The following is a 26,744-nucleotide window of genomic DNA, read 5'->3' on the forward strand; positions in this document are numbered from 1 at the left end:
AATGATCGAAAATCAGCTAACAGGCAGTCGGTACATAGACCAAGGCAGAACACTTCCGATTGGGTTTTCACTCAGAGCCGTGGAGGACGCGCAGAGATGAACACAAGCCCAAACTGGATAGTACAACCAGCCGGCATGGAAGACGCAGCCCGAGCTCTGGGGATTTCACGAAGAAGTCTGACAGACATTCTAGCAAAGCATCAATGTTACGAACGGCGCGGCAACAAAAAGGTGTTTTACCCGGAACACATTGAGGAACTGAGAGAGGCTTTAAAATGCCAAAGAAAGACTGGGAACCGAAGTGGACGGAGCAAGGTTGGGCGGTCTCGTTTTCAATCGAAGGGCGGCGGATTCGCCGACGCCTTGGCATCCGTGACAAAAGCCTCAAAGGCGTAGCTCGCGCTAAGGCCCAGCAACTTTATAAAGAGGAATGGGCGGCCCAATTAGCTATTCCTACAAACAAAGAGGTGCCATTTTGGGAGGCGGCAAAGGGCTACGTCGACGATGGTGGTGAAGCACGTTTCCTGCCAAAACTCATCGGGTATTTCGGCAAGTACACAACAATTGATCAAATTGGAGAGTTGGAAATCGTGAACTGTGCCATGGAGTTGTACCCCAACGCAGTTCCCGAAACTCGCAGACGCCAAGTGCGTGTGCCGATCACCGCGGTAGTTCGCTGGGCCAGGGGAGAGCGGAAAAGGCCGTCCACAGATAACAAGCGAGTTCGCTGGCTCCATCCAGAAGAAGCTGAGGCGCTGTTGAAAGCCGCCGCCCAACTTACCCTGCCGCGCCACGACAAGCCCGAACTGTATACACTCAAGAAGATTGCTTTCCTTTTGGGGTCTGGGTGCCGAACAGGAGAGTGCTTTGCAGCGGACATTAATGATTGGAATCCAGCAACCTCTCAACAGTTTATTCCTGCTGAGGAGGACGGCGCAGGTAAAACTGTATCGAGTGAGCGCTTGGTACGGCTACCTAGCCGTGCTGTATGTTTAATGGGGGAGTTGCCCGAGTCGGGACGCATGTTCCGCACGCCATATGGAAAACCGATCAAGTTGAGAAAGAATGGCGGCGGCCAAATGCAAGCGTCGTTTAACAAGGCCCGAGATGCGGCCGGCCTTGGAAAAGATGTGACACCACACGTTCTCCGGCATACTTGGGCAACTTGGTACTACGCTCAGACAAGAGACTTCGGTGGGCTCATGGACCTCGGGGGCTGGGCAAAGAGCGAAATGGCCAATCGTTATAGAAAGATTGCACCTGACGACTTAGCGGATCGCCTGCTTGAACATGGGTGGGACTTTCGGCAAAAATCTGGCAACATCGAACTAGATTCCCGCTTACGTATTGTAAAATAAGGGAATATTCTTACCAAGTTTTCCCTTAGCAGGGGAGCGCCTTCGACCACTCGGCCACGTCTCCGCTGGCGGGTATATCCTTGCCTGCGCCCCGGATACAAGGCGATTTTCTATGCCCTCGTCATTTTTCTGAAATGTATTTCATCCGCGCCATCATCGGGACCTGCTCGGGACTGTAAACGGAGGATTTTCGCTCGACTACAAACGGATTTTCTATCCAACTTTCTCTGTCAAAATGCCCGCCACTCACCCCGTTTTTTCTATCCCTCACACTGATAACTTGCCAAGCAGGCGAGCTTTAAGGCATATTTGTATAAGCTTATTTTCTAAATTCAGTTTGTCGAATTCATTGAGGCACAAACCGAGCGGTGAGCGCAAAGCGCTCTGCACTTACCTTTGGGGGAAGGAAGTTTGGTTTGGCTTGGTTGAAATCGTTACTCGTAATCTGTTGTGTTTTGCTACTGCCTTCGCAGGTTTTGGCCAACATAGGAAAAGTTATTGGCATAAAGCCGGGCGCTGAGATTACGCGCGCTGGAAAATCACAACCATTGAAGGCCGGTATGCAAGTGGCGTCCGGCGATTCCATTTCCACAGATGGCACCGGCCTGGTCCAATTGATTTTTGCGGATGAAACCAAAATTGCGATTGGTCCCAACGCGCGTATGACACTGGACGTGACGATGCTGCGTAGCAACCGAAAGGCCAAGAGCTTTGCGGTTCAGGCGCTAGGGGGCAGCTTTCGGTTTATTTCCGGCAAAAGCCGGAAACGAGCTTATTCCATACAAACGCCTTCAGCGACGATGGCAGTACGCGGCACAACCTTTGATATTTGGGTCGTTCCTGGCACGCAGAGCGCCATGCTTGTTTTGGAAGGCACGGTTCAAATGTGCAGCACGCAAGGCTCGTGTCGATCGACTGGGCGCCAATGTAGTTTGTTCGCCACATCCCAACGTGGCAATGTCGGTCGACCCGTGGATCAGAACCAATATGAACTGGCTTTGAAAAACGGATTCCCTTTCATTCAATCACAAACAGGCCTGCAACCTCCGCTGCAGGTGGACATTGCTGGATGTGCTGCGGAAGCTGTTCCTTTGCCAATAGAAAAGGCGGAAGCTCCGGTCCCTCGTCGCGTTGCAGCCCAGCAGGTCGCTTTCCAAGCCGCCGCAGCACCAGAGCCTAGAAGCGACCCGCCATCGGCAGATCCACCATCAGCAGACCCGCCGTCGGCAGACCCACCGTCAGCAGAACCGCCATCGGCAGACCCGCCTTCGGATGACCCACCTTCAGCAGAGCCCGAGGCAAAAACCAATAGGTCCGGTCATCAAGACGGCACCAATCCCGGCGGCCAGACAAGAAACGCTTCGGGCTTTGGGAATCCGGGCAAAGGGAAAGGGCGCAACAACAGCAAAGGGAAAGGAAAAGGAAAAGGAAAGGGCAAAGGGAAAGGCAGTAAAGGAAAGGCCGGATGATAAAGGCGCCGCCGCCAGTAACAAAGATGAGCTCCAGATAAGTGCTTAGCGAAAGGCGGCGTCGCATTAATCTGCAAGCGGCATAAGCCCAATGCAGTCGGAGGCAAATGTGACCGGGAAGCCCAAGGAGCGAACAGGGCGAAGACGGGCCTTTCAGCTTGTAGGGCTGGGGCTGATTTTATTCGGATGCTTCATCAGGGCACTCGATCCTTACCCGGTGCGCATGACGCGGCTGATCTATTTCGACATTCTTCAACGCCTGTCGCCAAGGGAATTTAATCCGGAACTACCGGTGCGTGTTGTCGATATAGACGAACAGTCACTGGCCAACTGGGGGCAATGGCCTTGGCCCCGAACTTTGCTTGCACAGATGGTAAAAAGTCTGGGCGAATACGGGGCCGCCGCCATCGCCTTTGATGTGCTATTCATCGAGCCTGACAGGTTCTCTCCGTCTCGGCTGCTAAATGACCCTGCGCTGGCAGGTATAATGACGATCGAGCGTCGCGCTAAGAAGCTGGACAACGATGTGTTGTTCGCGTTGGAGATTGCCAACTGGCCCGTTGTTCTGGGCGCTGCTGCGCGACCGTCGCTTGAGGGCAGGCCCGTCACGCCCATGGCGGGCATAATCGAAATTGGTGAATCCCCAACCGCCGGTCTGGTCAGCGTTCCTAACTGGACGCCGCCTGCCCCTCCGCTGGACCGATCCGCTGCTGGTATCGGCGGCGTCAATGTCTCACCTTTGGGTGGCATGGGTATCATCCGGCGGGTACCCGCCCTGTGGGGTGGGCCGGATGGGACCCTGCCGGGGCTGGGGATCGAGGCACTCAGGGTGGCCTTGGATGAGCCCGTCATTATTGCCGAGGGATCACAGGACGAAGCGGGGATCATGCTTGCGGTTGAGGTCGGCGAATTCAGGCTGCCGACCACGGAAAACGGTGAGGTCTGGGTCAGGTACAGGCGTGACGACCCAAACCTGTATTTGTCCGCGAATGACATCATGCAAACACCGAACAACCCTGATCTGCGCGCAGAAATCGAGGGCCGGATTATTTTGGTTGGCACCTCTGCTGCTGGCTTGTTCGACATGCACCAGACGGCTTTGGGTGAATCGGTTCCAGGGGTGTCGATCCATGCGCAGCTTTTGGAACAAATACTGACCGGAGAAATGCTGAGCCGATCAGATGTCACCGCCGCGCTTGAATTGTTGTCCTTCGTGAGCCTGGGATTGATTGTTACGGCCGTTATGTCCCGATTTGGCGCAGTCGCTTCGTTCGTTGCGGGCGGCGTGTCGGCAGCGGTCGTTCTTGGCAGCAGTTGGCTGGCCTTCCAGAACCAACTGGTTCTGTTCGACGTGACGTTTCCCCTGTTGGGTGGCATGGCCAATTTCGGGCTGTTGGCAGGCTATCTTTTCATTTCAACCGAGCGTGAAAAGCGCGCGATCCGGCAGACTTTTTCACACTACGTTGCGCCTGAGATTCTGGACGAAATGGAAATGTCGGGACATCGGCTGCAACTGGGTGGCGAGACGCAGGAAATCACCGTGATGTTCTCGGACATCCGAGGTTTCACCCCCTTGTCCGAATCTGTATCAGCGACTGATTTGGTAACATTGCTGAACCAACTATTCTCGAAAATAGGTGACCAGATACTGCACGAGCGCGGAACTATCGACAAATTCATTGGCGATGCGGTCATGGCCTTTTGGAATGCTCCGGTACCGGTCGAAGACCACCCCTGTCGCGCGGCGCTGGCCGCTTTGTTGATGCGGAAGGCGCTGGTGAATTTCAATGCCTCGGACGTCATGCAAGGCAGACCGCCAATAGCGCTGGCCACAGGTTGCGCCACCGGACGGGCATGCGTTGGCAATATCGGCTCAAAAAGCCGGTTCAATTACACCGTCATCGGAGACGTGGTGAACGTTGCCGCGCGGATCGAGCAAAGTTGCCGTCACGTGGACTATGATATTCTCGTGTCCTGCGCGGTCTATGAGAAAACCCGCCATGACATGGCCATGCTTGAGGCCGGCTTTGTCGACCTCAAAGGCAGAACTGACCTGGAACCCGTCTACGTGCTGGTGGGCGACCAAAAGACGCTCGACACCCCCGCATTTCAGAAACTTGAAGCGACACATAATAAGCTGGTTGCTGCCATTCGCGACCGCCAGCCCTATGACCTGATCGAACGCATGTGCGACGATTGCGTCGCCCAGGCACAGCACATCGAACCGGGTCTGCAGAGGTTTTATTTTGCCCTATCCGGCCGGGCGGCGGATTTCCGGTCCGACACTCAATCAAACCAGTTGGTATTCAGCCATCATGTGCAGGAGAGAAGTTCACCCGCCTGAGTGTGCGATCTGCAGGCAAACAAATGCGCACCGCTATGCCAATTCGGCCAGGGCCGTGTCGATGCGCGTCAGCATCGGCGTCCGCCCTGCCGTTTCCACAATGACCCGCGCCTTGCTCAGGTGATCTATGGCCTGAGCCTTCTTTTTCTTGGCTTTGTATAACAGCCCAATGATCATATCGCAGCGCGCGATGAAGTGCCCTTTGGGATCGAATTGCGGGTTACTGCGCACCTGCTCGATCATCGAGATCAGCTTTTTTCGTCCAAATAGCATGACCCATAATATAGACCGGAAATTCCGCAACAGAACACGCAGAGACCCGCCCCCTTCGCCAGTCAGAATTGCAAGATACATCTCGCACAGAAACAGACGCGCCCAGTCGGCCGAGACCTGCGTGCCTTCGTCCGTGCGCTTTTGAATGGCCCATTCAACTTGCCGCAGTCCGGCTGCGATCTGACCATTCAAGGCATAAGCCACCCCCAGCATGGTTGCCGGACCAAAGGTGAACAAGGCCCAACCTTTCTCGGTGCAGGATGCAATGTGGTTTTGAACCACCTCCACCGCGCCCGGCTTTTCAAGCGGCACCATAGCACCGACCCTCGCCGCCTCGGCAATGGCCAGTTCGAACTCTGCCTGTGAGGCTGCGCGGGCCTTCTCGGCCATTTGCAGCGCCAACTCATAATCGTCCGTCACCATCGCTATCAGCGCTTTCATCGCGGTGCCATAGCCCAAGGCACGCGGATCGTTGTTGGATTCACCCAGTTCGATCATCCTGCCCGATGCGGCATGCGCCCGCGCAACCCGGCCTCGGGTCAGCTCATTCCACCCGACCGTGGCAAGATAGAAGTTGCGAATATAGGCATCGTCGATCTTACCCAGCGCGGCTTCGACGTCGCGCTTTTTAGCTTCGAAGAGATCACTGTCGATTGGCGCATGATAGATCGAAACCGAAAGCTCATTCACCAAGGCATAGGCTGTTGAGGTCGGGTCCTTCAGACGGCTGGCCATGTCTGTCAGTTCCTGCTGAACCCAGTGCGCCTCGTGATACTTTCCGTTGCACACCAAACACGACACATAGTGATGCAAGAAAAGCGCGTGGTCTTGGCTGTCGCCCGCTTTTTGCAGAACCGGTCGCACGGTGTCAGCAAGCTCGATAATCGTCCTGACCCGCAATGAGATGTTGGAACACAGCGCGAAACTGGCCATGAACCCAGCGAATTCCGCCTCGGTGGCACATCTTGGGTCGGCCTGATACAGGTCTAACGCACTCATGAAAAACCGGTTGGCTTCGTCCAGTGAGTACACGCCCAGACATTTATCACCGGCCATCGCGCTGTATTTGAAAGCCTGATCCGAGCGGTACGACTTGCCATAGTGATAAGCCAGAACCTCGGCAGCTTCTTGCAGTCGGTTGGCGTTGCGCACCAACAGGGCGTCGGCAATCGCCAAATGCAGATCGGCCCGGCGCGATGGGACCAGACTTTGATAGACCGAATCCCGCAACAACGCATGTTTGAAGATGTAGTCCGAGGAATTTGCCTCGCGGAACAGAACGTCCTGCGATTGCAACCGCAGCAAGACTGCGCCGGTCAGGGCTGCGTTTTCCACGATCTGGGACAGCAAGCCGGGATCAAACCGGCGGCCGATAACCGCTGCAGCTTGTAGCAAAGCGCGGTCTTCAGGCTCCAATCGTTCAATTCTGGCTGTCAGAAGGCTGCGCATGGTTACCGGTAGCCCGGTTTCGCTGATATCCGCTTTGATTTGCGCACGACCATTCTCGACACGCAGTATTCCCTGCTCCAGCAGAAAACTCAGGATTTCTTCACCGAAAAGCGGGTTGCCTCCAGCGCGGTCAGCCAGTTGCTCCACCAAACCTTCAGGCAAAGCGTCCACGCCCAGACGGTTTCGCGCCAAGGCCGAAAACTCCTGCACCTCCAGCGGCCCCAGCGCCAATGTCAAAACCCCGGACTTGCCCAGCCAACCCGGTGTGTATTCCGGGCGCCGTGTCTGGATGATCAGCAGGTTCGAAACATCGGGGTCCGAGACGACTGCCGCCAAAAGCTCGGCCGAGGCACTGTCCATCCAATGGCCGTCTTCGATCAGCAATATGACCCGGTCGCGCCGGCATTTTCGTTTCAGCAGGGCTGCCAGCAACGCGCGTGTGCGAAGGCCAATCAGAACGCCATCCAGCCCCTCAAGGGCACCTTCGGGCGCGACCAGCCCCAACAGATTCAACATCAAACCCAGGTTCTGGTGCGACAACAGCCCGTATTTCTTCAGGCCCGCCTCCAGTTTCACCTGAACCCGCAGCGGGTTGTCCGCATCGCCGATACGGAAAGAATTTCGGACGATTTCAATAAACGGCAGAAATGGAACCTGCTGACTATCAACAAAGCAATACCCAGTCAGAACCGAGGCTTGATCTGCGGGAAGGCGCTGCAGAAATTCGAAGACCAGACGCGTTTTACCCAGCCCAGGCTCGGCCACCAAGTCAATCACAGCCCTGCCTGCCTTGGACTGCTCAAGCGCGGAGGAAAGCGTGCCGAGTTCCTCCAAGCGGCCCACATAGCTGCTGAGGCCCTGCGCCAGTGAAGCATCAAACCGCGAGGAATCTGGTCGAACGCCTTGCAGTTGCCACAGCTTTTGTGGGGTGGCCAAACCTTTGATCTGATGTTCGCCGAAAAACCCAAGATCCGTAACCCATTCGACCAAGCCCCGTGTCGTATCGCAGATCAGGCTGCCCCCCGAGGGCGCAAGGTTTTCCAGGCGGGCCGACAGATTCACAGTGCTGCCGACAGCCGTGGTCTGACTGCCCTCACCCTGTACAGCTGCCATCAGTACTGTGCCCGAACTGATCCCAACGCGCATCTGGGGGCGCACACCAAATCGCGCTTCCATTTCATCTGCAGAGTCGTCAAACGCCATATGGATCGACTGCGCGGCACGACAGGCGCGCAGCGCCGTGTCCTCGGTCGCATCGGGGATTCCAAACAACGCCATGATGCTGTCCCCGGCAAAGTCGCGCACTGTGCCCCCATGGGCTTCGACCGCCCGGACCAACGTGTCATAGACCACACGCACAAAGGCCAGAGCCTTTTCTTCATCCAGCCCGGCAACGATAGAGGTATATCCAACCATATCGGCAAACAGCACCGACGCCTGGCGCCGCTGCTCGCTATCCGCTTGTTCCCGCTTTGGTTTATTCGCAATATTCCCCATACCAGCATGGGTGTACTACAGGGTATCTTTCCTCGCCAGTATCCGCAGGCGAATTGCCGTAAAGGCATGATCAAATAGCAGTGAAAATGTCACGCCGATTCTGGGGTGATGGAACGTGCCTCGCAACCAGCCGCACAAGACGCCAGATACCGACGCACCGTTTCAGCCATCCCAAAGGTCAGCGCATCACAGAACAGTGCGTGACCGATGGACACTTCGGCAATCGAAGGGATGCGCGTGATCAGCTTGGCTGTCCCACTGACCGTCAAGTCATGCCCCGCGTTGACCTTCAGACCCTGCGCTTCGGCAGCGGTCAAAGCTGCGGCCAGATTGTCCAGTTCGCGCGCCTCTGTGGCTGCATCGCTGTAGGCGCTGCCGAACGGGCCTGTATACAGCTCCACCCGATCTGTACCCGTTCGGGCTGCATCGGCCATCTGGCGTGCATCTGGGTCAGCGAACAAGGACACCCGATGGCCGTTCACCTTGAGCGAGGCCACTACATCGGCAAGCATCGCCCCGTGCGTTTGGAAATCCCAGCCGTGATCACTTGTTGCCTGCGCCGGGTCATCGGGCACCAGCGTAACCTGCTCCGCGCGCACCTCATGGACCAGCGACAGAAACCGCGCGTCCGGGTAGCCTTCGACATTCAACTCTCGGTCAGGAAATTCAGCGTCCAGTAAAACCCGCAATGCCCGCACATCGTCAGGCCGCGTATGCCGTTCATCTGGCCGGGGATGCACCGTCACCCCTGCGGCACCAGCGTTCAGAGCGATCCGCGCAAGGTCCACAATATCCGGCCAGGGGTGCTCTCGCCGGGTGCGCAGCAGGGCCGCGACGTTCAGATTTACCGACAGGTCTGTCATGTTCCCATCCTACAGCCGAAAAGAGTGCACATGCTCGGGCACCGACACGCCTTCGATGTTCCGAGGATCAGGGATCGGATCACCGACCGAGGTATGAACCGGGATAACCCCCGCCCAGATGGGAAGGTCGTAATCCTCTTCCTCATCTATGGGGCCGCCCGTGCGGATCTTGGCGCTGCCTTCTGAGATCTCCATACCCAGCACCATCGTTGCCTTCAGGTCTTGCGCGTGGTCGGGCCGCAAACCTTCGTAACGCCCCGGAAACAGGCCATTCACAAACCGGCCCAGCTTCTCAAGCTTTTCCGCAGGGTCTTCGATCTTGACCGCCGTACCAAACAGCGTGACGGACCGAGAGTTGACCGAATGGTGCATGCCCGACCGAGCCAAAACAAACCCATCCAGAATTGCGACCGACAGGCAGACCTGTGCATCGCGAGAGTTTCTCAGCGCCCGGCTGGCCGAAGACCCGTGCCAATAGACATGGTTGCCTTCGCGCCATTGCAGCGTCGGTGTCACAAAGGGCTTGCCGTCAATGACATACCCCACGCTGCACATGGGTTGCGCGTCCAGAATGGCGTTGATTGTGTCGCGGTCGAAATGGCCACGCTCGTGCGAACGACGCAGGCGGCTTCTGTCGGTGACTGTCAGTGTCTCGGTCATCTCAATAGCTCGGGTTTGTTCTTGCTGTAGTTCTGATGCCCGGATATTGGTTTTTAGGAAATGTCCAATTCGAAACTTTTTTCTAAGTCCAATTTAAATCGCGGCCTGTTTGCGATTTCCTTGGATGCGTCGCTCAAAACATCGCTACAGGCGCAGCTGCTTGACGCGTTGCGCTCTCTTATATCCGCGTCTCCTGACTTGGTTGGTGCCCGCCTGCCCGCCAGCCGCACCCTCGCATCCGAGTTGTCGATATCGAGAACCACAGTCCAAGCTGTTTATGACCAGATGATCAGCGAAGGATATTTGGTTACCCGACAAGGCAGCGGCACTTTTATTGCCAACGAGATCACTCACCTGTCGCAGCCGCAGCCCACGCCTCGCCCAGCGGGTCCGGCGACCGAACACTGGCGACCCTTTCAAACCGGCCTGCCGGATCAATCCTTATTGCCAAACAGACAATGGGCCCGCCACCTAGAGCGCGCTTGGCGCACCCCGACACCAGAGCTTTTGGCGCGTCCAGACCCGCTGGGATGGTATCCACTGCGCGAGGCGATCTCGGATCACCTTGCCGCGTGGCGTCACCTGAACTGTGATCCTGGCCAGATCGTGATCACGTCGGGAGCACGGGAAGCCTTCGAGGTGATCTTCCATGGCCTGCTGGGTTCCGGCAAACAGATCGCGATCGAAGACCCATGCTGGCCCAAACTGCATACGATCCTTGCCGACACCGGAAACACCGGCAATCCAATCCGCATTGACGCGGACGGGCTGGATGCGACGCGGATACCAGAGTGTATTCACGCCACGATCGTCACCCCATCCCGGCATTATCCAACCGGGGTCAGCCTTCCACTGTCGCGCCGCGTGTCGTTGATGGACTGGGCGCGAAACACGGGCGCGATGGTCATCGAAGACGACTATGACAGCGAATTCCGCTATCGCGGGCAACCGTTGCCCTCTCTGTCCGGGCTGGATGGTCTGACCAACACGATCTACTTGGGCAGTTTCTCCAAACTGGTCAGCCCAGCGCTTCGGATCGGCTATATGGTTGTTCCCAAACGCCTGTTGCCCGAAACGCGTGCCTATCTTGGCCGTGTTGGGCCTCGGGCCTCGCTGATCCCGCAGCCAGCTTTAGCCACGTTCATGAACATCGGGGAGTTCGCCATGCATCTGCGGCGCATGCGACGCATCTATGCGCGGCGTCAAAGCCACCTGCTTGAGGCGCTTGCCCCCGTTTCCGATCTGCTCGACCTGCGGCATGACTCGTCGGGCATGCACCTATGCGTGTCACTGCAGGTGATCCTTTCGGGTCGAATGTCCGACGCCGAAATAGGCAAGCGTGCTGAGGATGCTGGGCTCAGGATCAGCGCCCTGTCGACGCACTGTGCCTTGCCGGAAAAGATGCAGGGCCTGTTGCTAGGCTATGCTGCGTTTGACGAAGTTACGCTGTCAGCTGCGGCCGAAAAGTTGATCGCGATCCTTCATTCCAGCCGCTGACAAGCCCACCGTTGGGGCGCTTGGTTAGCTTTTCACAGGTTAACAGCACAAAGTAATATCATAACAACGGAATATTTAATTATGTTGGTTCCCAGTATTTAAAGCGCAGCGTCTGTGAAAGGGGAGATTCACATGCTTCGACTGTCTACCTGTTTGTTTACTTTATTTGCGATTCCGGTCGCCGCCTTTGCCGACGCGGTCCCCAGCAAAGAGGCCGCCGAGGGCACCTTTGCCGAGCGACCATTCTCGCCCTATGCCAATCGTTCCTTCCCGGAACGGCCATTGTGGGGCGACACCCATTTACACACGGGACTGTCGCTGGATGCCGGGGCGTTCGGCAACACACTGCTGCCCGATGACGCATGGCGGTTTGCCAAGGGGGAACAGGTCATTTCATCCACGGGCCAACCAGTCAGGCTGGCCAGGCCGCTGGATTGGATGGTACTGACCGATCACACCGACCTGATGGGGTTTGCGCCCGACCTGCAAGCCGGAAAACCCGGTGTCATTTCAGACCCAAAGGGGCTGGAATGGTATGAAGGATACAAGGCAGGCGGCGAAGAAGCCGGAAAGACAGCCTTCGACATCATCACCAATTTCTCACAGATGACATTGCCCGAGATTTTGTTGGAATCCTACAGCCCCGGCGCCGATGCGTTTGCCTTTACCTGGGAACATATCGTGTTGGCGGCCGAACGGCACAACGACCCGGGCAATTTCACCGCCTTCATCGGGTTTGAGTGGACCTCGGTGCCCAAAGGGTTCAACCTGCACCGCAATGTGATGCTGCGCGACGGGCCGATCCGCGCGCTTCAGGTGGTCCCTCCCGTCACACAACCACCCTATGGCGACACCGACCCCAAGGCGCTGTATGCGTGGCTGGAAGAATATGAAGCCAAGACAGGTGGTCGTGCGGTGGCCTTTGCCCATAACGGCAACTTGTCGAATGGCTGGATGTTCCCGACCGAAGACACTTATCACGGCGGCAAGGTCGACGAGGAATACGTCAATAACCGCGCGAAATGGGAACCCCACTACGAGGTCACGCAAATCAAGGGCGACGGCGAGGCGCATCCCTATCTCAGCCCGGATGACCCGTTTGCGGATTACGAGAATTGGGATGTCGGCAACCTCGACATCACAGAGCTGAAAACCGAAGACATGCTGGCGGGTGAATACGCGCGCGAAGCCCTGAAGCGCGGCTTGATGCTGGAAGAGAAATTCGGCGTGAACCCTTACAAGTTTGGCATGGGTGGCGCGACGGACAGCCATACCTCGCTTGCGACAGCCGAAGAAGACAACTTCTTTGGTAAGTCCGTCAGCGTAGAGCCGTCGGCCACACGCATCCAGCACCCCTTTATCGCCAACGATCTGGGCGAAATCCCCGGTGATCTGCTTGTCGCCTCTGGCTACACTGCCGTCTGGGCCACCGAGAACACGCGCTCGGCCATTTTCGACGCGTTTAAGCGGCGGGAAACCTATGCCACGACCGGCCCTCGAATCGGCCTGCGTTTCTTCGGCGGGTGGAATTTCGATGACAGTGATCTTGAGACCCGCTTTCTCGCCGATGTCGGATATACCAAGGGCGTCCCCATGGGCAGTGACCTGCGCCCGCGTGAAGGAGACAGCGCGCCAAAATTCCTGATCGGTGCCCTGCGTGACCCGGTCGGCGCGAACTTGGACCGCGTTCAGGTGGTCAAAGGTTGGCTGGACGCCAATGGTGCGTTGCAGGAACAGGTCTATAACGTCGCGTGGTCAGATGACCGCGCACTGGACGCGGATGGTAACCTGCCCGAGGTCGGAAACACCGTCGATCTGGACAGTGCAAGCTGGAGCAACACGATCGGCACATCAGAGCTGATCACCGTTTGGACCGATCCAGATTTCGACCCGAATGAACGCGCCTTCTACTATGCTCGGGTTCTGGAGATCCCGACGCCGCGCTGGGTCCTGTACGACAAGCTACGCTATGGCATCGACCTGCCGGACAACACGCTCCTGACCCATCAGGAACGCGCCTATTCGTCTCCGATCTGGTACACTCCGGCCAGTGATTGACCTTTGATCGCAATACCCTTGCTTGGGGCGGGTAGTTCTGCCCCCGGAACTCCACACCAATTTTGGAATGCAAGGTAATTATACCGGCTTGCCGTTTGACCTGCCCAAAGGCTCAATCCTAGGATGAAAGCTGATTTGCTGTGCCATCAGGACTGTTCATGCGCATTTTGAAAGAACCCCTGTTTCATTTCATACTGATCGGAGCCGCCATCTTTGGCTGGTATGCCCTTGTTTCACAAAACCAAGATAGCGAAACACCGGCCGAGGTCATTGTCTTTGATAACAACGACGTTGACCTGTTGATCGCGCGCTTTGAAACCACCTGGAAACGCCCACCCAACGCCGAAGAATTGCAGGTTCTGGTCGACGCCTCGATACGCGAAGAGGTGCTTGTTCGCGAGGCGCGCAAACTTGGGCTGGACCGTGGGGATCAGGTGATCCGAGCCCGACTGGCCCAAAAGATGGATTTTCTGTCCGATGCCATTGCCACCTCGGTCGACCCCGAGGATTCAGTGCTCGAAGATTACGTATTGGCAAACCCGGCGCGCTTCGCGACACCACCCCAGATGGCCTTCGAACAGGTGTTTCTGGGGAATGCCCCAACGCCAGAAGAGATCGAGAAAGTGATGTCACAGCTGGCAGCTGGTGAGAATTGGTCGACGGTTGGCGCGAACTCCCTAATGCCCAGAACGATGTCACTGACGGTCCCTAAAGCCATTGATGCGGTGTTTGGTTCAGGGTTTTATGCTGGGCTTGAACCCTTGGAGGCCGGCGTCTGGGCGGGGCCGGTTCCGTCTGGATACGGGTTGCATCTGGTCAGGGTCACGGACGCCCGCGCCGGGTCAGTTCCAGCGTTGTCAGATATTCGAGAGGCGGCTGTCATAGCTTGGCGTCGCGAAATGGCCGAGGATTTGGCGCAAGCGCAATTTGAACACCTTGCAGCGCAATATCGCATTGAGAAGCCGGAGTTCACTGAATGAGGGCACTTCTAAGCCTGGCGTTGCTTGTCTTGATGCTTTGCTGTCCGCGAATTGGCGCGGCCCACGCGCTTGATCCGGGGTATCTGAACCTTCGGCAACTGACACCAAACACATGGCAGGTGCTTTGGCGCATACCGGACGTGAACGGTCAACCGATGCGTATCGACGCGGTCCTGCCCGAAATTTGCACTCCATCGCAGGGGACACAGCCGGTCTTTGACAATATTGCCTGGGTGGCCACATGGGTCGCCGAGTGCGACGCCGAAATTGCAGGCCATACCGTTTCGATAGAAGGGCTGGCGGGACAAAACAACGACGTCCTGCTGCGCCTCCAACCCTTGGAGTCCGCGGTCGCGACACTGCGCTTTACACCAGATACACCGACCCTCACCCTGCCCGAAAATGCGACAACATGGTCCGTGTTCGTCAGCTATTTCCAGCTTGGTTTCGAACATATCCTGGAAGGTTGGGATCACCTTCTGTTTGTCTTCGCACTTTTCATACTGGTGCGCGACCCGTGGCGGTTGGTCGGAGCAATCACGGCCTTTACCGTCGCGCATTCGATCACGTTGGCGCTGGCTACGTTTGGCGTTCTGCGAATTCCCGCCGCGCCGGTTGAGGCCGTAATAGCCCTGTCGATCGTGTTCCTGTCGCTGGAAATCATTAAACGCGAGGAAGGCCAGATCAGGTTGTCCGAGCAGTTCCCATGGATCGTCTGCTTTTGTTTCGGTCTGCTACACGGGCTTGGTTTCGCCGGAGCTCTGTCCGAGATCGGGCTGCCCTCTCAGGATATCCCCGTCGCGCTTCTTGCCTTTAACCTGGGCGTAGAAGCCGGTCAGCTTGCTTTCATCGCAGCCCTGTCGCTTGTTATTTTTCTGGGTCGTAAGGTTTTGCGATTTGGACAATCTGGATCAGACACGCTGCTTAGACTTGCGACCGGCTATGCCATTGGCTGCGTGTCCGTCTACTGGCTGGTGGAGCGTGTCAGCGGTTTCTGACATGCGCCACTGCAAGCCCTAATAGTGTCGCCAAGCGAACAACAAAATCGACTGCGGCAAATGCGAGACCGTTTCGGTTCAAATACTTGATGGCAGAAAATATGGCTGGATATCAATCGAGCTGTTGTTACCTTGCAACCATTCTTTACGGAAAATCTATTGGAGCGCACTATTGATCATTCCGTTTCACGTTCGGGAAATGCTTCAACGCATAAAGGCACGTTTCGACGCCGATCAAATACCGCTGCAGATGGCGCCAAACGATGCCGAGTTCGCAACACTGCGCCCGTCCCGCAAACCGACCAGAGAGATGGTCGCCCGTTTCTGGGACAAGTTGAAACCCACGGCCAGCGATGCGGACCAAGCGCAGATCGCGGACCCGGCAACCATCGAGGCCGCAGAAACCTACGGCACGAATATCGAGAACTTCATTGGGACGGTTAAGCTGCCTGTCGGGGTCATTGGTCCCTTGCGCTTAAACGGAATGAACGCAAACGGTGACTTTCATGTCCCCCTCGCAACGACCGAGGCCGCTCTGGTCGCCTCTTATGCCCGCGGCGCATACGCCGCCACCAAGTCAGGTGGTATCAGCACCGCCGTTCTTTACGAAGGCGTGCTACGAACACCGGCGTTTGTATTCGAAAGCCTGCTGCAGGCTGGTCAGTTCGTCGATTGGGTTGTCACGCATGTCGACATGCTCAAATCTGCGGCCGAAGCGACCACCCGCCATGGCAAGCTTGTATCGCTGGAGCCGTTCATAGACACGAATGTCGTTTTCCTGATCTGCCGCTATACAACCGGTGATGCAGCTGGTCAGAACATGGTGACCATCGCCACTGACGCTCTGTGTCACACGGTCGCCAAAAACTGCCCTATAGCAATTGAAGACTGGTATATCGAAGGCAATTTTTCGGGCGACAAAAAAGCTTCGGCGCTGGGGCTTGTGACGGGGCGTGGGCGCAAGGTCAGCGCCTCGGTGACGCTTCCATCTGACGTTGTGGAAAAGACGCTGGGCACAACGGTTGAGGCGATGCTGGCCTATGGGCGCGTTGCCAATCTGGGGGCGCACCTTTCAGGCCAGTTTGGCGCGCAGGCCCACTACGCCAACGGGCTGGCGGCGTTCTACATTGCAACAGGCCAAGACGCGGCATGCGTCGCCGAAAGTGCGATGGGCGTCACCAGGATGGAGCCAAGGGGTGACGACCTTTTCTGTTCGGTGATGCTTCCGAACATTCTGGTGGGCTCGGTTGGTGGTGGCACCGGCTTGCCAAGTCAGGCCGCGGCGCTGAACATACTTGGCCTCAGAGGCAGCGGATGCGGCACTGCTTTGGCCGAGGTCGCCGCAGCCACGTGCCTGTGCGGTGAGATTTCCATCGTCGCAGCAATTGCAGCGGGCCATTTCACCCGAGCCCACGAAAGTCTGGCCCGCCAAAGATGAGTTTTCTGAACCGATTCTGGGTTTATCAATCCGAGCGATTTCCGCTGAAGAAAACCGTCCCGCTTTTGCTTGTGTTTTCTGCCGCCAGCATTTGCGTATCCGCCCGCCTGGCGGACCGTCCGTTGCCGGAATGGTCCGGTTTTGCCGCCGGGTTTGTGCTGGCGATGGCGCTGTTCTTCCAGATGCGGGTCTGTGACGAGTTCAAGGACGCCGAGGACGACCGGCGTTACCGACCCGACAGACCAATCCCGCGCGGCCTGGTATCCGAGAAGGAAGTCCTGAGTCTTGGGATGTTGACCATTCCCTTGGCAATGGCTGCCGCCTGGCTTTGGCATCCGCCGCTTTTGTGGTTGTTGGGCGTGGTCTGGATCTGGCTTGCGGCGATGACGTGTGAATTCGGCGTCCCGGTTTGGCTAAAGGCTCGACCCGTTCTGTATCTGCTAAGCCACATGGCGATCATGCCTCTGATTGATCTGATGCTGACCGGCATTGAATGGTTACCAGCGGGAGGGGCCGCACCCTCTTTATGGCTGTTTCTGGCGCTATCCTTTGTAAATGGCTGCGTCCTTGAAATTGGGCGTAAATTGTGGGCACCCGAAAACGAAATTGCCGGGGTCGACACATACTCCGCTTTGTGGGGGCCACGTCAGGCGGCGCTCGTCTGGATTGGTTGCGTTTTGCTGTCTTGTGCGCTGCTTGTCGGCACGGGCTTTGCAACCGGAGTTGGCTGGCTAAGCGCCGTGATCGGGGCACTGGCCTTGGGTCCCTGCGGGCTGGCCGCATATCGCTACATTCAAGCGCCGACTGAAAAAGCCCAGGCCACGATGGACACCGTTGCAGGGCTTTGGGTGTTCTTCTGCTACGCTACGGCTGGTTTCCTGCCCTTCTTGATCGGAGCCACTGCGTGACTTTCATAGTGACCCAAACAGAAGCCAAGGATGTTTCCCGTGTTGGAGGCAAAGCTGCAGCCCTGTCGCATCTGACGAAACACAGCTTTTCCCCGCCCGCGTTCTTTGTCATTACCAATGACGCATTTCGCATGGGTCAATCCGGCCCCGTCGCGCAAAAGGGCCTGCGATCAGCTGTGATCAGCGCGCTTGGAACGCTCGGGCCAGGGCCTTATGCGGTTCGCAGCTCTGGCCGAACCGAAGATGGCGTGGACCACAGCCATGCCGGACAGTATGACAGCGTCCTGAATGTTTCGGGCGGCAATGTAATCAAGGCGGCTAAAAAAGTTTGGCAATCCGGTTTCTCTGAAACGGTCGAGACCTATCGGTCGGTCAAATCCGGCGGCGGGGCCGAAGCTCCTGCGATCATCGTGCAACGCATGGTCGATGCCAAAACTGCCGGCGTTGCATTTTCCGCCGATCCGGTCAGCGGCCGACGCAACGTGGTTGTGATCTCGGCCATTGATGGCCTTGCGGAACACCTTGTTTCTGGTGAGGCGGATGGAGAGGATTGGATCATCGGGGAGGATGGCACACCGGAAAGCGCGCCAGATGCACCGGCGCACTTGACCCTAAGTGATGCCCAATCCATCGCAGCCCTTGCACGCAAGGCCGAGGCCTTGTTCGGGTCACCTCAGGACATCGAATGGGCCATTGATGCACAGGGACTTCATATTCTGCAGGCCCGACCGATCACAACGGCCCTTCGTCCCATAGCCATTGACGACAAGACGCTCACCATCTTCGACAACTCCAACATCGTTGAAAGCTATCCAGGTGTCGTCAGTCCGCTGACCTATTCCTTTGCTCTGCATGTTTATTCCCAGGTTTACCGAGCATTTGTCAGGCTGTTAGGCGTGTCCCAGAAGACCGTCGCCCGGAACCCCACCGTATTCGACAATTTGCTCGGGCGGGTGGATGGGCGTGTCTACTACAATCTGATCAACTGGTACCGTGCGCTGGCAATGTTGCCGGGGTTCTCGCTTAACCGCGACTATATGGAAACGATGATGGGCGTCTCTGAGCCGATGCCGAGAGAGGTCACGGATGCCCTTGCCCCCGCCCATTCTGCTGGCTGGCGCAGGGCAGTTGAATACGCGAAACTGGCCAAAGTCGCGGGCGGCCTGACCTGGCAGGCCATCCGACTACCGCGGACCCGGCGCGATTTTTACCGCAGGCTGAACGGCGTGTTGCGGGCAGGGCTGGAGGTAGACACCTCAAACGCAACGCAGCTGGCCGCCGAATACCGCCGTATCGAAAGTACCCTTCTGGATCGGTGGGACGCGCCGCTTATCAATGACTTTCTGTGCATGATCGCCTTTGGCGGTTCGCGCAACCTACTGCAAAAGTGGTTGGGTGAGGATGGTTTGGCGCTGCACAATGACCTCATGATCGGGCAAGGTGACATCGTGTCGGCCGAACCCGCACAGCGCATTGCCCGGATGGGTGCGTTGGTCCAGAAAACCGGTCTTGCCGAGCCGTTGAGGGCCAAGCCACTCGTGTCCACTTTGTCCGGCCACCCGCAAATCGAAGCCGAGGTCGACGCGTATCTTGAGAAGTTCGGGGATCGTTGCACGGAAGAGCTAAAGCTGGAAAGCATCCCGCTGTGCGATGACCCGACCAGCCTGTTGTTGGCCATCGCCGCCAGCGCGGATCGTCCCGCAGGCGGGCGTCAGGAAGGCGTAGAACCGGATTGGAAAGCGCTGTTTCCAACGAACCCGATCAAAGGGCATGTGGCAAAGTGGTTCTTGGGCTGGACAAAGGCGCGTGTGCGTGACCGCGAGAATCTGCGTTTTGAACGCACACGCATTTTTGGTTATGCACGCCGCGTATTTTTGGGAATTGGCAGGGAATTTGCCGCGCGTGGATTGCTTGAAACCGAAAGGGATGTGTTCTTCCTGACCACGCATGAGGTGCTCGGAGCGGTAGAAGGCTACAGCCTGTCGCCTGATCTGAAAGGCATCGTTGCGCGGCGTAAACAGGAAGATGAGACTTCAACCCGACGCCCTGACCCTCCGGAACGCATCGAAATCCGCGGCCCCGCCATCGCGCCGATCTGGTCAGAGAATGCTGATCTTGAGGTGAATACAACGCGGGTGAAGCACGGCACGGGGTGTTCCGCAGGACAGGTCACGGCGCAGGCACGAGTGATCCGAGACCCACGCAACGAAGCCCTCAACCCCGGCGAGATACTGGTGGCGCGCCACACGGACCCGGGCTGGATTGCAGTGTTTTCTAACGCTTCGGCCATTGTTGTCGAGCGAGGATCGCTGTTGTCCCATTCGGCAATCGTCGCACGGGAATTGGGTATTCCCTGCGTTGTTGGTCTTAAAGGGGCCACACAATGGATCGAAGATGGAGAAATGATCTCGGTAGACGGGGCAAGCGGCGCGGTGGAACGGTGCGATGCGTAGGAGCGAAATCGAGAAAAAGGCGGATTTCGACCACATCCGATACGCCCAATTGTGGGAAGACGCGGACGTCCTGACAAGCGCCTTGGGCGATTGTGCAGGGCAGACATTGGTGTCCATCTGCTCGGCAGGGGATAACGCGCTGGCCATGCTGACACTCGATCCCGCGCGTATCGTGGTACTGGATTTGTCCCCGGCCCAAATCGCCTGCCTCAAACTCAGGATAGCGGCCTACAGGGTACTGTCCCATCCCGAGTTTATCGAGCTCACTGGTTCCCGTCCCAGCAACCGACGTGGGGCGTTGTTAGCCCGCGCAATGGACGCCACAGACGCCGAAACGCGGGCGTTCTGGCAAGCGTTGTCACCGGAAGTCGAAAGATACGGCATCGGAGGCATAGGAAAGTTCGAACGGTATTTTCGTATCTTTCGAACGTGGCTTTTGCCGCTGGTGCATTCACGTCAAACACTCAACGACGTATTCACGCCCCGCACTGTAGAAGCACGGCAGACGTTCTTCGAGACACGGTTCAACACCTTCCGATGGCGACTTTTGCTGAACATCTTTTTTTCACGGTTCGTTTTGGGGCGCATGGGCCGCGACAGCGCGTTTTTTGACCATGTCGAGGGAAGCCCGGCCCAACATGTTGCCCGGCGCATCCGCCATGCAGGGGTTGCCACAGATCCATCGCAAAATCCCTATTTACACTGGATCCTCAAGGGAAACCACGGCGATGCGCTGCCCATGGCATGGCGCCCCGAGCATTATGAGACGATCCGATCTCGGCTGGATCGTCTGGATATCCGCCTTGGGTCGCTGGAGGCTTTTGTCGCGACGGGCGAGAAAGCCAGCGGGTTCAACCTATCCGACATCTTCGAATATATGTCCCCTGAAACCTTCAGACAGGTCTACGGTGCTATCCTGACCGCCGCAGAGCCCAATGCCCGGCTGGTCTATTGGAACATGATGGCGCCCCGGCGCGTTCCGTCAGAATATCGTGGCAGGATAGAAACCCTGACTGACATCGAAACACAGCTGAAAGCCCGCGACATGGCGTTTTTCTACTCGGATTTCGTTGTCGAAAAGGTGCGACCTTGACCGTTCTGTTGCAGATCTTGCTGGCAGCGGGCGCGGTGGCGGCTCTGCTTGGTGTGATGATGGTCATCCGCCATCTGGCCAAAGCCGCAAGCCTGAGTTCCGAAGTGCAGCGCAAGCTGATGCACGTCAGCACCGGCCTTTTTGCGTTGCTGCTGCCCTGGCTCTTTCCCGATCGTTGGCCGGTTTACATGCTGATTGCGGCCACAATACTTGTAATGCTTGTACTGCGCCTGCCGCGTTTCTCATCGGGTCTGGGCGCGACCCTGCATGGGGTGGAGCGTACGTCCTACGGTGACTTTCTGCTCGCCCTGTCGGTTGGGCTATGCTTCTTGCTGGCTGGGGAAAATACGCTGTCCTACATCCTGCCAATCGCTGTTCTTACACTGGCGGATGCAGCCGCTGCGCTTGCCGGGACCACGTATGGAACCAAACGCTACGTGGTCGAAGACGGCGACAAGAGCTTAGAAGGGTCAGTGGTGTTTTTTGTCGTAACTCTATTGGTTGCGATCTTCTGCTTCTTGTTCTTGTCAAAACTCCCGCCAACTAACATCATGATGTTGTGCCTGATGGTTGCGGCCTTTGGCACATTGGTCGAGGCGCAAAGTTGGCGGGGGTTTGACAACCTGTTCCTGCCGCTTGGTTTGTTGATTTTTCTGAACGGCCACTATCACAGCTCTTTGTCGGAGCTCGCCCTGTTGGCCACTATGTTCTTTGCCGCCCTTGTCATTTTCGGCTTGGTGGGAACCAAGCTGGGCCTGACCAAACATGCGACCCGTGTGTATGTTGTCGCGATATTTTTGCTTCTGGCCGCCGCAAAATTGCAGAACACGGTACTACCGATCATGGTTCTTGCTGCCCACGGCTGGGCGCGTACCGCTTCTCCTTGTGACAGTAAGTACCCCGATCTGGATATCATAGCCGCCTTGGGACTTTTGGGGTTCGGTTGGCTTGCGGTGGGAAATGCAACGGGGTGGGACGCTGTTTCCTTTTTCGGGCTCAGTGCGATGGGGCTGGCTATGGGGCTCATTGCAGTGGCGCTGGGTTCCATTCCTGTTGCGATACCGGTTGCTGCGGCTGTCCTCTTTATCATTCGGACTTGGGCCGTTTCCCAGAATTCTGAACAGTCGAACTGGGCCGAGCCGCTGACCTTTCTGGCCCTATTCACATTGTTTTGCACCGCCGTAGTGCCGATGGCCCGACAACATTGGTTCGAAAAAGACCGGGTGCTCAGGTTGACGCTGTTGGCCCTCGCCCCGCCCTTGCTGTACTACGTTTGGATCGTTGCTGGATCGCTTGGTGCGGGGTTCTTTGCCGGAGTCGTTTCATGACCAAAGAGACCATCAAAACAGCGGATGCAAAGCTGACCGTTTATCTGAACGGTCCGCACTGGGACGGCGTTCCCGCCGCGACCTTCGGCGATTTTTTCTGCAAGTCTTTCGAGGCAGGCGCCGACGTTTTGCAGGAGGGGATAAAAAGGGTCAGAAGCGCCGGCGTCGACCGCATCATTGGCCCGATGTCTGGCGACACCTGGCACAGCTACCGGTTTGTTTCGGACAGCGATGGGTCCGTTCCGTTTCTGATGGAGCCCACCAACAAACCTCATGAACCCGATGTGTTCCGGGCGGCAGGTTTTGAAGTAGTCAGCCGGTATTTTTCTGCCCGTGTACCGCTGCAGATTGCCGCCGGATCACCGCCACCCGAAACCGAAGATCTTGTCGTGGAAGAGTGGGATGGAGGCGACCCCGAAACCCTGTTTCGTCAGGTATTTGCCCTTTCGACACAAGCCTTTTCCAACAATGCATTTTACAAGCCGATTTCCGAAGCGGATTTCATGGCCATGTATATGCCGGTCGTGCCAATGATGAAGCGAGAGCTGATCCTATTTGCGCGTCGTCGCGACGGGACATTGGCCGGCTTTCTGTTTGGCATTCCGAATTATGCCGAAGGGCACAATCCGAAATCAGCGATCCTCAAGACCTACGCAAGTCTCGAACCGGGCGCCGGGCGGCTTCTGGCCCACAGGTTTCACACAGCGGCATTCGAAATGGGCTACGAAAACGCCATTCACGCCCTGATCCACGATGACAATACTTCTGCCGACCGCAGCGCCGCAGAGGGTGCGACGGTATTCAGGCGCTACATTCTAATGGGGCAGAAGCTGAATGGCTGACCTGCTTGCTCATTTCGCAGCCGCAGTGAACCGCTTTCCGGACAGAACCGCCATAGTGGATGGCAAAGGCCGCCAGATCAGCTTTCAGAACTTGTATTCGCGCGTTCAGCAATTGGCAGGTAGGTGGCAGGACAAGGGCGTCCAGCCAGGCGATCGGGTGCTTTTGGCCATGCCTGTCGACGCCGACCTATATGCCAGTCTGGCAGCCTTGTGGTCGCTTGGCGCAACGGTTGTTCTGCCAGAACCTGCAATGGGTCTGGCCGGTTTGCGCCACGCCGCTCGGACCACGAAGCCAAAGGCATTCTGCGCCTCAGGCGCATTTACATTCTTGAAACTTGTGGTTCCCGAACTTTGGGCTCTACGCCTCCTGACACCAGGAAAAAACGGCAGCAAACCACCAATAAACAACGTGCGGTCAGATGACATCGCGCTTATTTCCTTTACGTCCGGGACAACGGGCCAGCCAAAAGCTATTCCACGCTCTCACGCGTTTCTGATGGCCCAACACGATGCTATTGCGCCCCTTCTCCACAGCCACCAGGCCGAGCGCGATCTGGTGGCGTTTCCAGTATTTACCCTGATAAATCTGGCGGCCGGACGCACAAGTGTTCTGCCAAACTGGAGGCTCAGCAAACTGGATCAGCTCTTGCCTGATCGGTTGGCGAACTGGATCCGGGTACAAAAGATCACGCGCGCCCTTATCCCGCCATCGCTTTGTGAGAAGCTGGCTCAAACCGGCGACATCGGACAGTTGCACACTGTGTTCACGGGTGGTGGCCCGGTGTTTCCTGACCTTGCCGAGACGTTGCAAACCCGGAATGGGCTTTCGGTCGTTTGCGTCTACGGATCGACCGAAGCCGAACCGATTGCCCATCTCGACGCCAAAGACATCTCGGAAGAGGATCACCGTCAGATGGCTGGCGGCAAGGGTCTTCTGGTCGGATACCCGGTGCCTGAGATCACGCTCCGCATTCGCGACCATGAGATTCAGGTCGCCGGAGCGCATGTGAATGATGGATATCTCGACCCGGCCCATTCAAACGAAAACAAAATCCAAGAAGATCGCATCATTTGGCATCGGACAGGCGATGCCGGTACGCTGGATGAAAGTGGGCGCTTGTGGTTGTTGGGGCGCGTCGGGTCCGAAATAGATGTCGGTTCAGGAATGCTCTTCCCCTTTGCAATCGAAGTCGCGGCACGACAATGGCCAGGTGTCGAGCGATGCGCGCTTGTCAACACGAAGACCGGCTCGGTGCTTTGCGTTCAAGGATTCCCGGATCACTTCGAGGATTGGAGTAAATCTTCGCTTGGTTTTGGCGTTTCCAAGGTGGTTTCGATCAAGAAAATCCCGATGGACAAACGCCATGCGTCCAAGGTCGATCGTGCGAAACTTAAACGTATCATTGGCGCCTGAGGCAAAATGGGCTGAAAGCGCACGCTTGGAGCTCCAATGCAGATGGTTTCAGTGGGCTTTTCCGGCCATCTGCACCGCATCTCGTTTTCGATTGTCAAATGCGACTGGGTGCCGAGCACACTGTACCAACCACGCCTTCTGGGAGACCGACCGCGTTCCAGAGCTGTGAGTCATTTAGTCTCTCTGGCCTTCGTGGTTTTGCGCCGCATCTCAATACCTGGACGGGAATGACGCACCCTTCCCCTCCGGATCGCCGAAATCGCGACGCATCTTCAATTAGAAAACCAGTAGCGTAAATTCCACTCAATGCGCGAGGGCACCTATTCGACCGAACTGACCGCGGTGTAGAGCCTACGAAATCGCATCAAACGCTCGAAAAGCGCCGCTCTATCCGCGGGTTCAAACCGATCGGTAGTCGGCTTCTGCAATGCGAGATCGGCTTTGCCCAAAGCACCGTCACCGAAGGCTGCCAGCCGGGCCGCGCCATAGGCCGGGCCGGAATTCGCGCCATCCGAACGCACAATTGGTTTCCCGGTTACAGTGGCGAGCAGACCCAGTAGTAAATCAGACTGGCTGCCCCCGCCAATAGCGGCCAGTTCCGGCAAGCTTTCTATGGTATCACCGAAACTCTGCGCAGCATCGGCAAAGCAGAAAGCAATAGCTTCGACCACGGATCGGCAGATTTCTGCACGCGATGTCGCATCTTCCAGACCAAAGAAACAGGCTCTGATATGTGGGTCCCCATGGGGGCTGCGTTCACCTGTCAGATATGGCAGGAAAATCGGCACGCGATCACCACTGACCGTTTCGGCAAGCGCAATAACTTCGGCGGCGGACAGTCCTAGCTGACCGCCAATCCATGAAATCGGCCTGGCACCGTTCAACATCGCCGCCATTTGATACCAGCGGCCTGGCAGAGTGTGCGCAAAAGCATGCACATAGCGTTCGGGGTTCGGTTTGTATTTGCGATCTGCCACGAACAACTGCCCGGACGTCCCTAATGAGATGAAGCCGCGTTCCGGTTCGGTCGCGCCCAGAGATACCGCCCCGGTTGCCGCATCTCCTCCTCCTGCGACGACAGGCACGCCGGGTTTCAACCCGGTCTCAGCCGCCGCTTTTGCTGTCACAGTCCCAACGACAGTGTGGCCGTCGAACACTTGCGGCAGCCAGTTCGGGGAGACTTGAGTGGCTTCAGCTATTTCCGCATGCCAGTTGCGCGATGCCTGATCGAGCCACAGTGTCCCGGCGGCATCGGACGTGTCGGTTGCCAACTCTCCGTGCAGGCATAACCCGATGTAGTCCTTGGGTAACAGTATATGGGCTATTCGGGCATAGTTTCCCGGCTCATGTGTTTTCAGCCATGCAATCTTGGGCGCAGTAAAACCCGGCAAGGGGAGAACACCCGCGATCTGACCAATCCGTGGCTGAGCCTTGCGCAATTCATCGCACTCACCTGCTGCCCTGCTGTCATTCCAAAGGATGGCCGGGCGGATCGGACGCTGATTGTGGTCCAGCAGCACAGCCCCATGCATTTGGCCGGACAATCCGATAGCCTTCACATCGGACAGTTTGATTTGCTCAACAAGATGGTTCAATGCATCGCGTGTCGCCTGCCACCAAAGATCCGGGTGCTGTTCGGACCAGCCGGGTTGCGGCGAGGAGGTGCATATCCCCGCCGAGGACGTGGCCAGAATTCGATCAGTATCCGCACAAACAAGCTTGACCGCTGATGTTCCGATATCGATCCCGAGATACATTCAAACCCTTCACCCGGCGTACATGGCCGGAACCTGTCTGGCTATTGATTTTTTAGCGCGCGCAA

Annotated in this window: 18 protein-coding genes and 1 pseudogene; 14 read left to right on the forward strand and 5 right to left on the reverse strand. The window is 57.1% G+C overall.

The features are described 5' to 3' along the window. Positions 1-275: 275 nt before the first annotated feature. Positions 276-1,358, forward strand: coding sequence for a tyrosine-type recombinase/integrase (locus tag ACR0LN_RS16185; RefSeq protein WP_480431046.1), 1,083 nt, complete (start codon positions 276-278; stop codon positions 1,356-1,358). A gap of 560 nt (positions 1,359-1,918) precedes the next feature. After that, positions 1,919-2,230, forward strand: a pseudogene (locus ACR0LN_RS16190) (FecR family protein); the annotation flags it as partial. A gap of 304 nt (positions 2,231-2,534) precedes the next feature. Here the strand turns inward: ACR0LN_RS16190 and ACR0LN_RS16195 are convergent. After that, positions 2,535-2,711: a hypothetical protein gene (locus tag ACR0LN_RS16195; RefSeq protein ID WP_480431083.1), complete on the reverse strand. Its 177-nt coding sequence runs from the start codon at positions 2,709-2,711 to the stop codon at positions 2,535-2,537. A gap of 225 nt (positions 2,712-2,936) precedes the next feature. Here ACR0LN_RS16195 and ACR0LN_RS16200 point away from each other — a divergent pair, with 225 nt between their 5' ends. Then, on the forward strand, positions 2,937-5,171 hold the full coding sequence (locus ACR0LN_RS16200; protein WP_480431048.1) for a CHASE2 domain-containing protein: 2,235 nt from the start codon (positions 2,937-2,939) through the stop codon (positions 5,169-5,171). A gap of 33 nt (positions 5,172-5,204) precedes the next feature. On the opposite strand, the gene ACR0LN_RS16205 is transcribed toward ACR0LN_RS16200, so the two are convergent. From ACR0LN_RS16205 to ACR0LN_RS16215, 3 genes are all read right to left on the reverse strand, one after another. Beyond that, positions 5,205-8,390, reverse strand: a complete 3,186-nt coding sequence (locus tag ACR0LN_RS16205) for an ATP-binding protein (RefSeq protein WP_480431050.1) — start codon at positions 8,388-8,390, stop codon at positions 5,205-5,207. 89 nt (positions 8,391-8,479) lie between these two features. Beyond that, positions 8,480-9,253, reverse strand: a complete 774-nt coding sequence (locus ACR0LN_RS16210; RefSeq protein WP_480431052.1) for a pyridoxine 5'-phosphate synthase — start codon at positions 9,251-9,253, stop codon at positions 8,480-8,482. Positions 9,254-9,262: 9 nt separating this feature from the next. Beyond that, positions 9,263-9,913, reverse strand: coding sequence for a pyridoxamine 5'-phosphate oxidase family protein (locus ACR0LN_RS16215; RefSeq protein WP_480431054.1), 651 nt, complete (start codon positions 9,911-9,913; stop codon positions 9,263-9,265). A gap of 60 nt (positions 9,914-9,973) precedes the next feature. On the opposite strand from ACR0LN_RS16215, the gene pdxR reads away from it, so the two are divergent. From pdxR to ACR0LN_RS16270, 11 genes are all read left to right on the forward strand, one after another. Continuing rightward, positions 9,974-11,410, forward strand: a complete 1,437-nt coding sequence (pdxR, locus tag ACR0LN_RS16220) for a MocR-like pyridoxine biosynthesis transcription factor PdxR (protein WP_480431056.1) — start codon at positions 9,974-9,976, stop codon at positions 11,408-11,410. 132 nt (positions 11,411-11,542) lie between these two features. Further along, the gene (locus tag ACR0LN_RS16225; protein WP_480431057.1) at positions 11,543-13,468 is read left to right on the forward strand and encodes a DUF3604 domain-containing protein; all 1,926 of its coding nucleotides are present in this window, start codon (positions 11,543-11,545) and stop codon (positions 13,466-13,468) included. Between the two features lie 158 nt (positions 13,469-13,626). Further along, the gene (locus tag ACR0LN_RS16230; protein WP_480431058.1) at positions 13,627-14,448 is read left to right on the forward strand and encodes a peptidyl-prolyl cis-trans isomerase; all 822 of its coding nucleotides are present in this window, start codon (positions 13,627-13,629) and stop codon (positions 14,446-14,448) included. Beyond that, complete coding sequence (locus tag ACR0LN_RS16235) at positions 14,445-15,446, forward strand: HupE/UreJ family protein (RefSeq protein WP_480431059.1); 1,002 nt, start codon at positions 14,445-14,447, stop codon at positions 15,444-15,446. Before ACR0LN_RS16230 ends, ACR0LN_RS16235 begins: the two co-directional genes overlap by 4 nt. Positions 15,447-15,645: 199 nt before the next feature. Further along, positions 15,646-16,884 carry a hydroxymethylglutaryl-CoA reductase gene (locus tag ACR0LN_RS16240; protein ID WP_480431061.1) on the forward strand — a complete coding sequence of 413 codons (1,239 nt, stop codon included), beginning with the start codon at positions 15,646-15,648 and terminating at the stop codon, positions 16,882-16,884. Then, a complete protein-coding gene (locus tag ACR0LN_RS16245; RefSeq protein WP_480431062.1) occupies positions 16,881-17,792 on the forward strand; it encodes a UbiA family prenyltransferase in 912 nt (303 codons plus the stop codon). The genes ACR0LN_RS16240 and ACR0LN_RS16245 overlap by 4 nt, the downstream gene beginning before the upstream one ends. Further along, positions 17,789-20,245: a PEP/pyruvate-binding domain-containing protein gene (locus tag ACR0LN_RS16250; RefSeq protein ID WP_480431063.1), complete on the forward strand. Its 2,457-nt coding sequence runs from the start codon at positions 17,789-17,791 to the stop codon at positions 20,243-20,245. The genes ACR0LN_RS16245 and ACR0LN_RS16250 overlap by 4 nt, the downstream gene beginning before the upstream one ends. Beyond that, a complete protein-coding gene (locus ACR0LN_RS16255; RefSeq protein ID WP_480431065.1) occupies positions 20,238-21,338 on the forward strand; it encodes a BtaA family protein in 1,101 nt (366 codons plus the stop codon). The genes ACR0LN_RS16250 and ACR0LN_RS16255 overlap by 8 nt, the downstream gene beginning before the upstream one ends. Then, positions 21,335-22,666 carry a hypothetical protein gene (locus tag ACR0LN_RS16260; protein ID WP_480431066.1) on the forward strand — a complete coding sequence of 444 codons (1,332 nt, stop codon included), beginning with the start codon at positions 21,335-21,337 and terminating at the stop codon, positions 22,664-22,666. The genes ACR0LN_RS16255 and ACR0LN_RS16260 overlap by 4 nt, the downstream gene beginning before the upstream one ends. Beyond that, the gene (locus ACR0LN_RS16265) at positions 22,663-23,508 is read left to right on the forward strand and encodes a hypothetical protein (protein WP_480431067.1); all 846 of its coding nucleotides are present in this window, start codon (positions 22,663-22,665) and stop codon (positions 23,506-23,508) included. The genes ACR0LN_RS16260 and ACR0LN_RS16265 overlap by 4 nt, the downstream gene beginning before the upstream one ends. Then, the gene (locus tag ACR0LN_RS16270; RefSeq protein ID WP_480431068.1) at positions 23,501-24,922 is read left to right on the forward strand and encodes an AMP-binding protein; all 1,422 of its coding nucleotides are present in this window, start codon (positions 23,501-23,503) and stop codon (positions 24,920-24,922) included. The genes ACR0LN_RS16265 and ACR0LN_RS16270 overlap by 8 nt, the downstream gene beginning before the upstream one ends. 320 nt (positions 24,923-25,242) lie before the next feature. Here the strand turns inward: ACR0LN_RS16270 and xylB are convergent, their stop codons facing one another. Next, positions 25,243-26,679: a xylulokinase gene (gene xylB / locus ACR0LN_RS16275; RefSeq protein ID WP_480431070.1), complete on the reverse strand. Its 1,437-nt coding sequence runs from the start codon at positions 26,677-26,679 to the stop codon at positions 25,243-25,245. Positions 26,680-26,744 lie beyond the last annotated feature (65 nt).

It is taken from the genome of Ruegeria sp. AA6 (assembly GCF_056542865.1).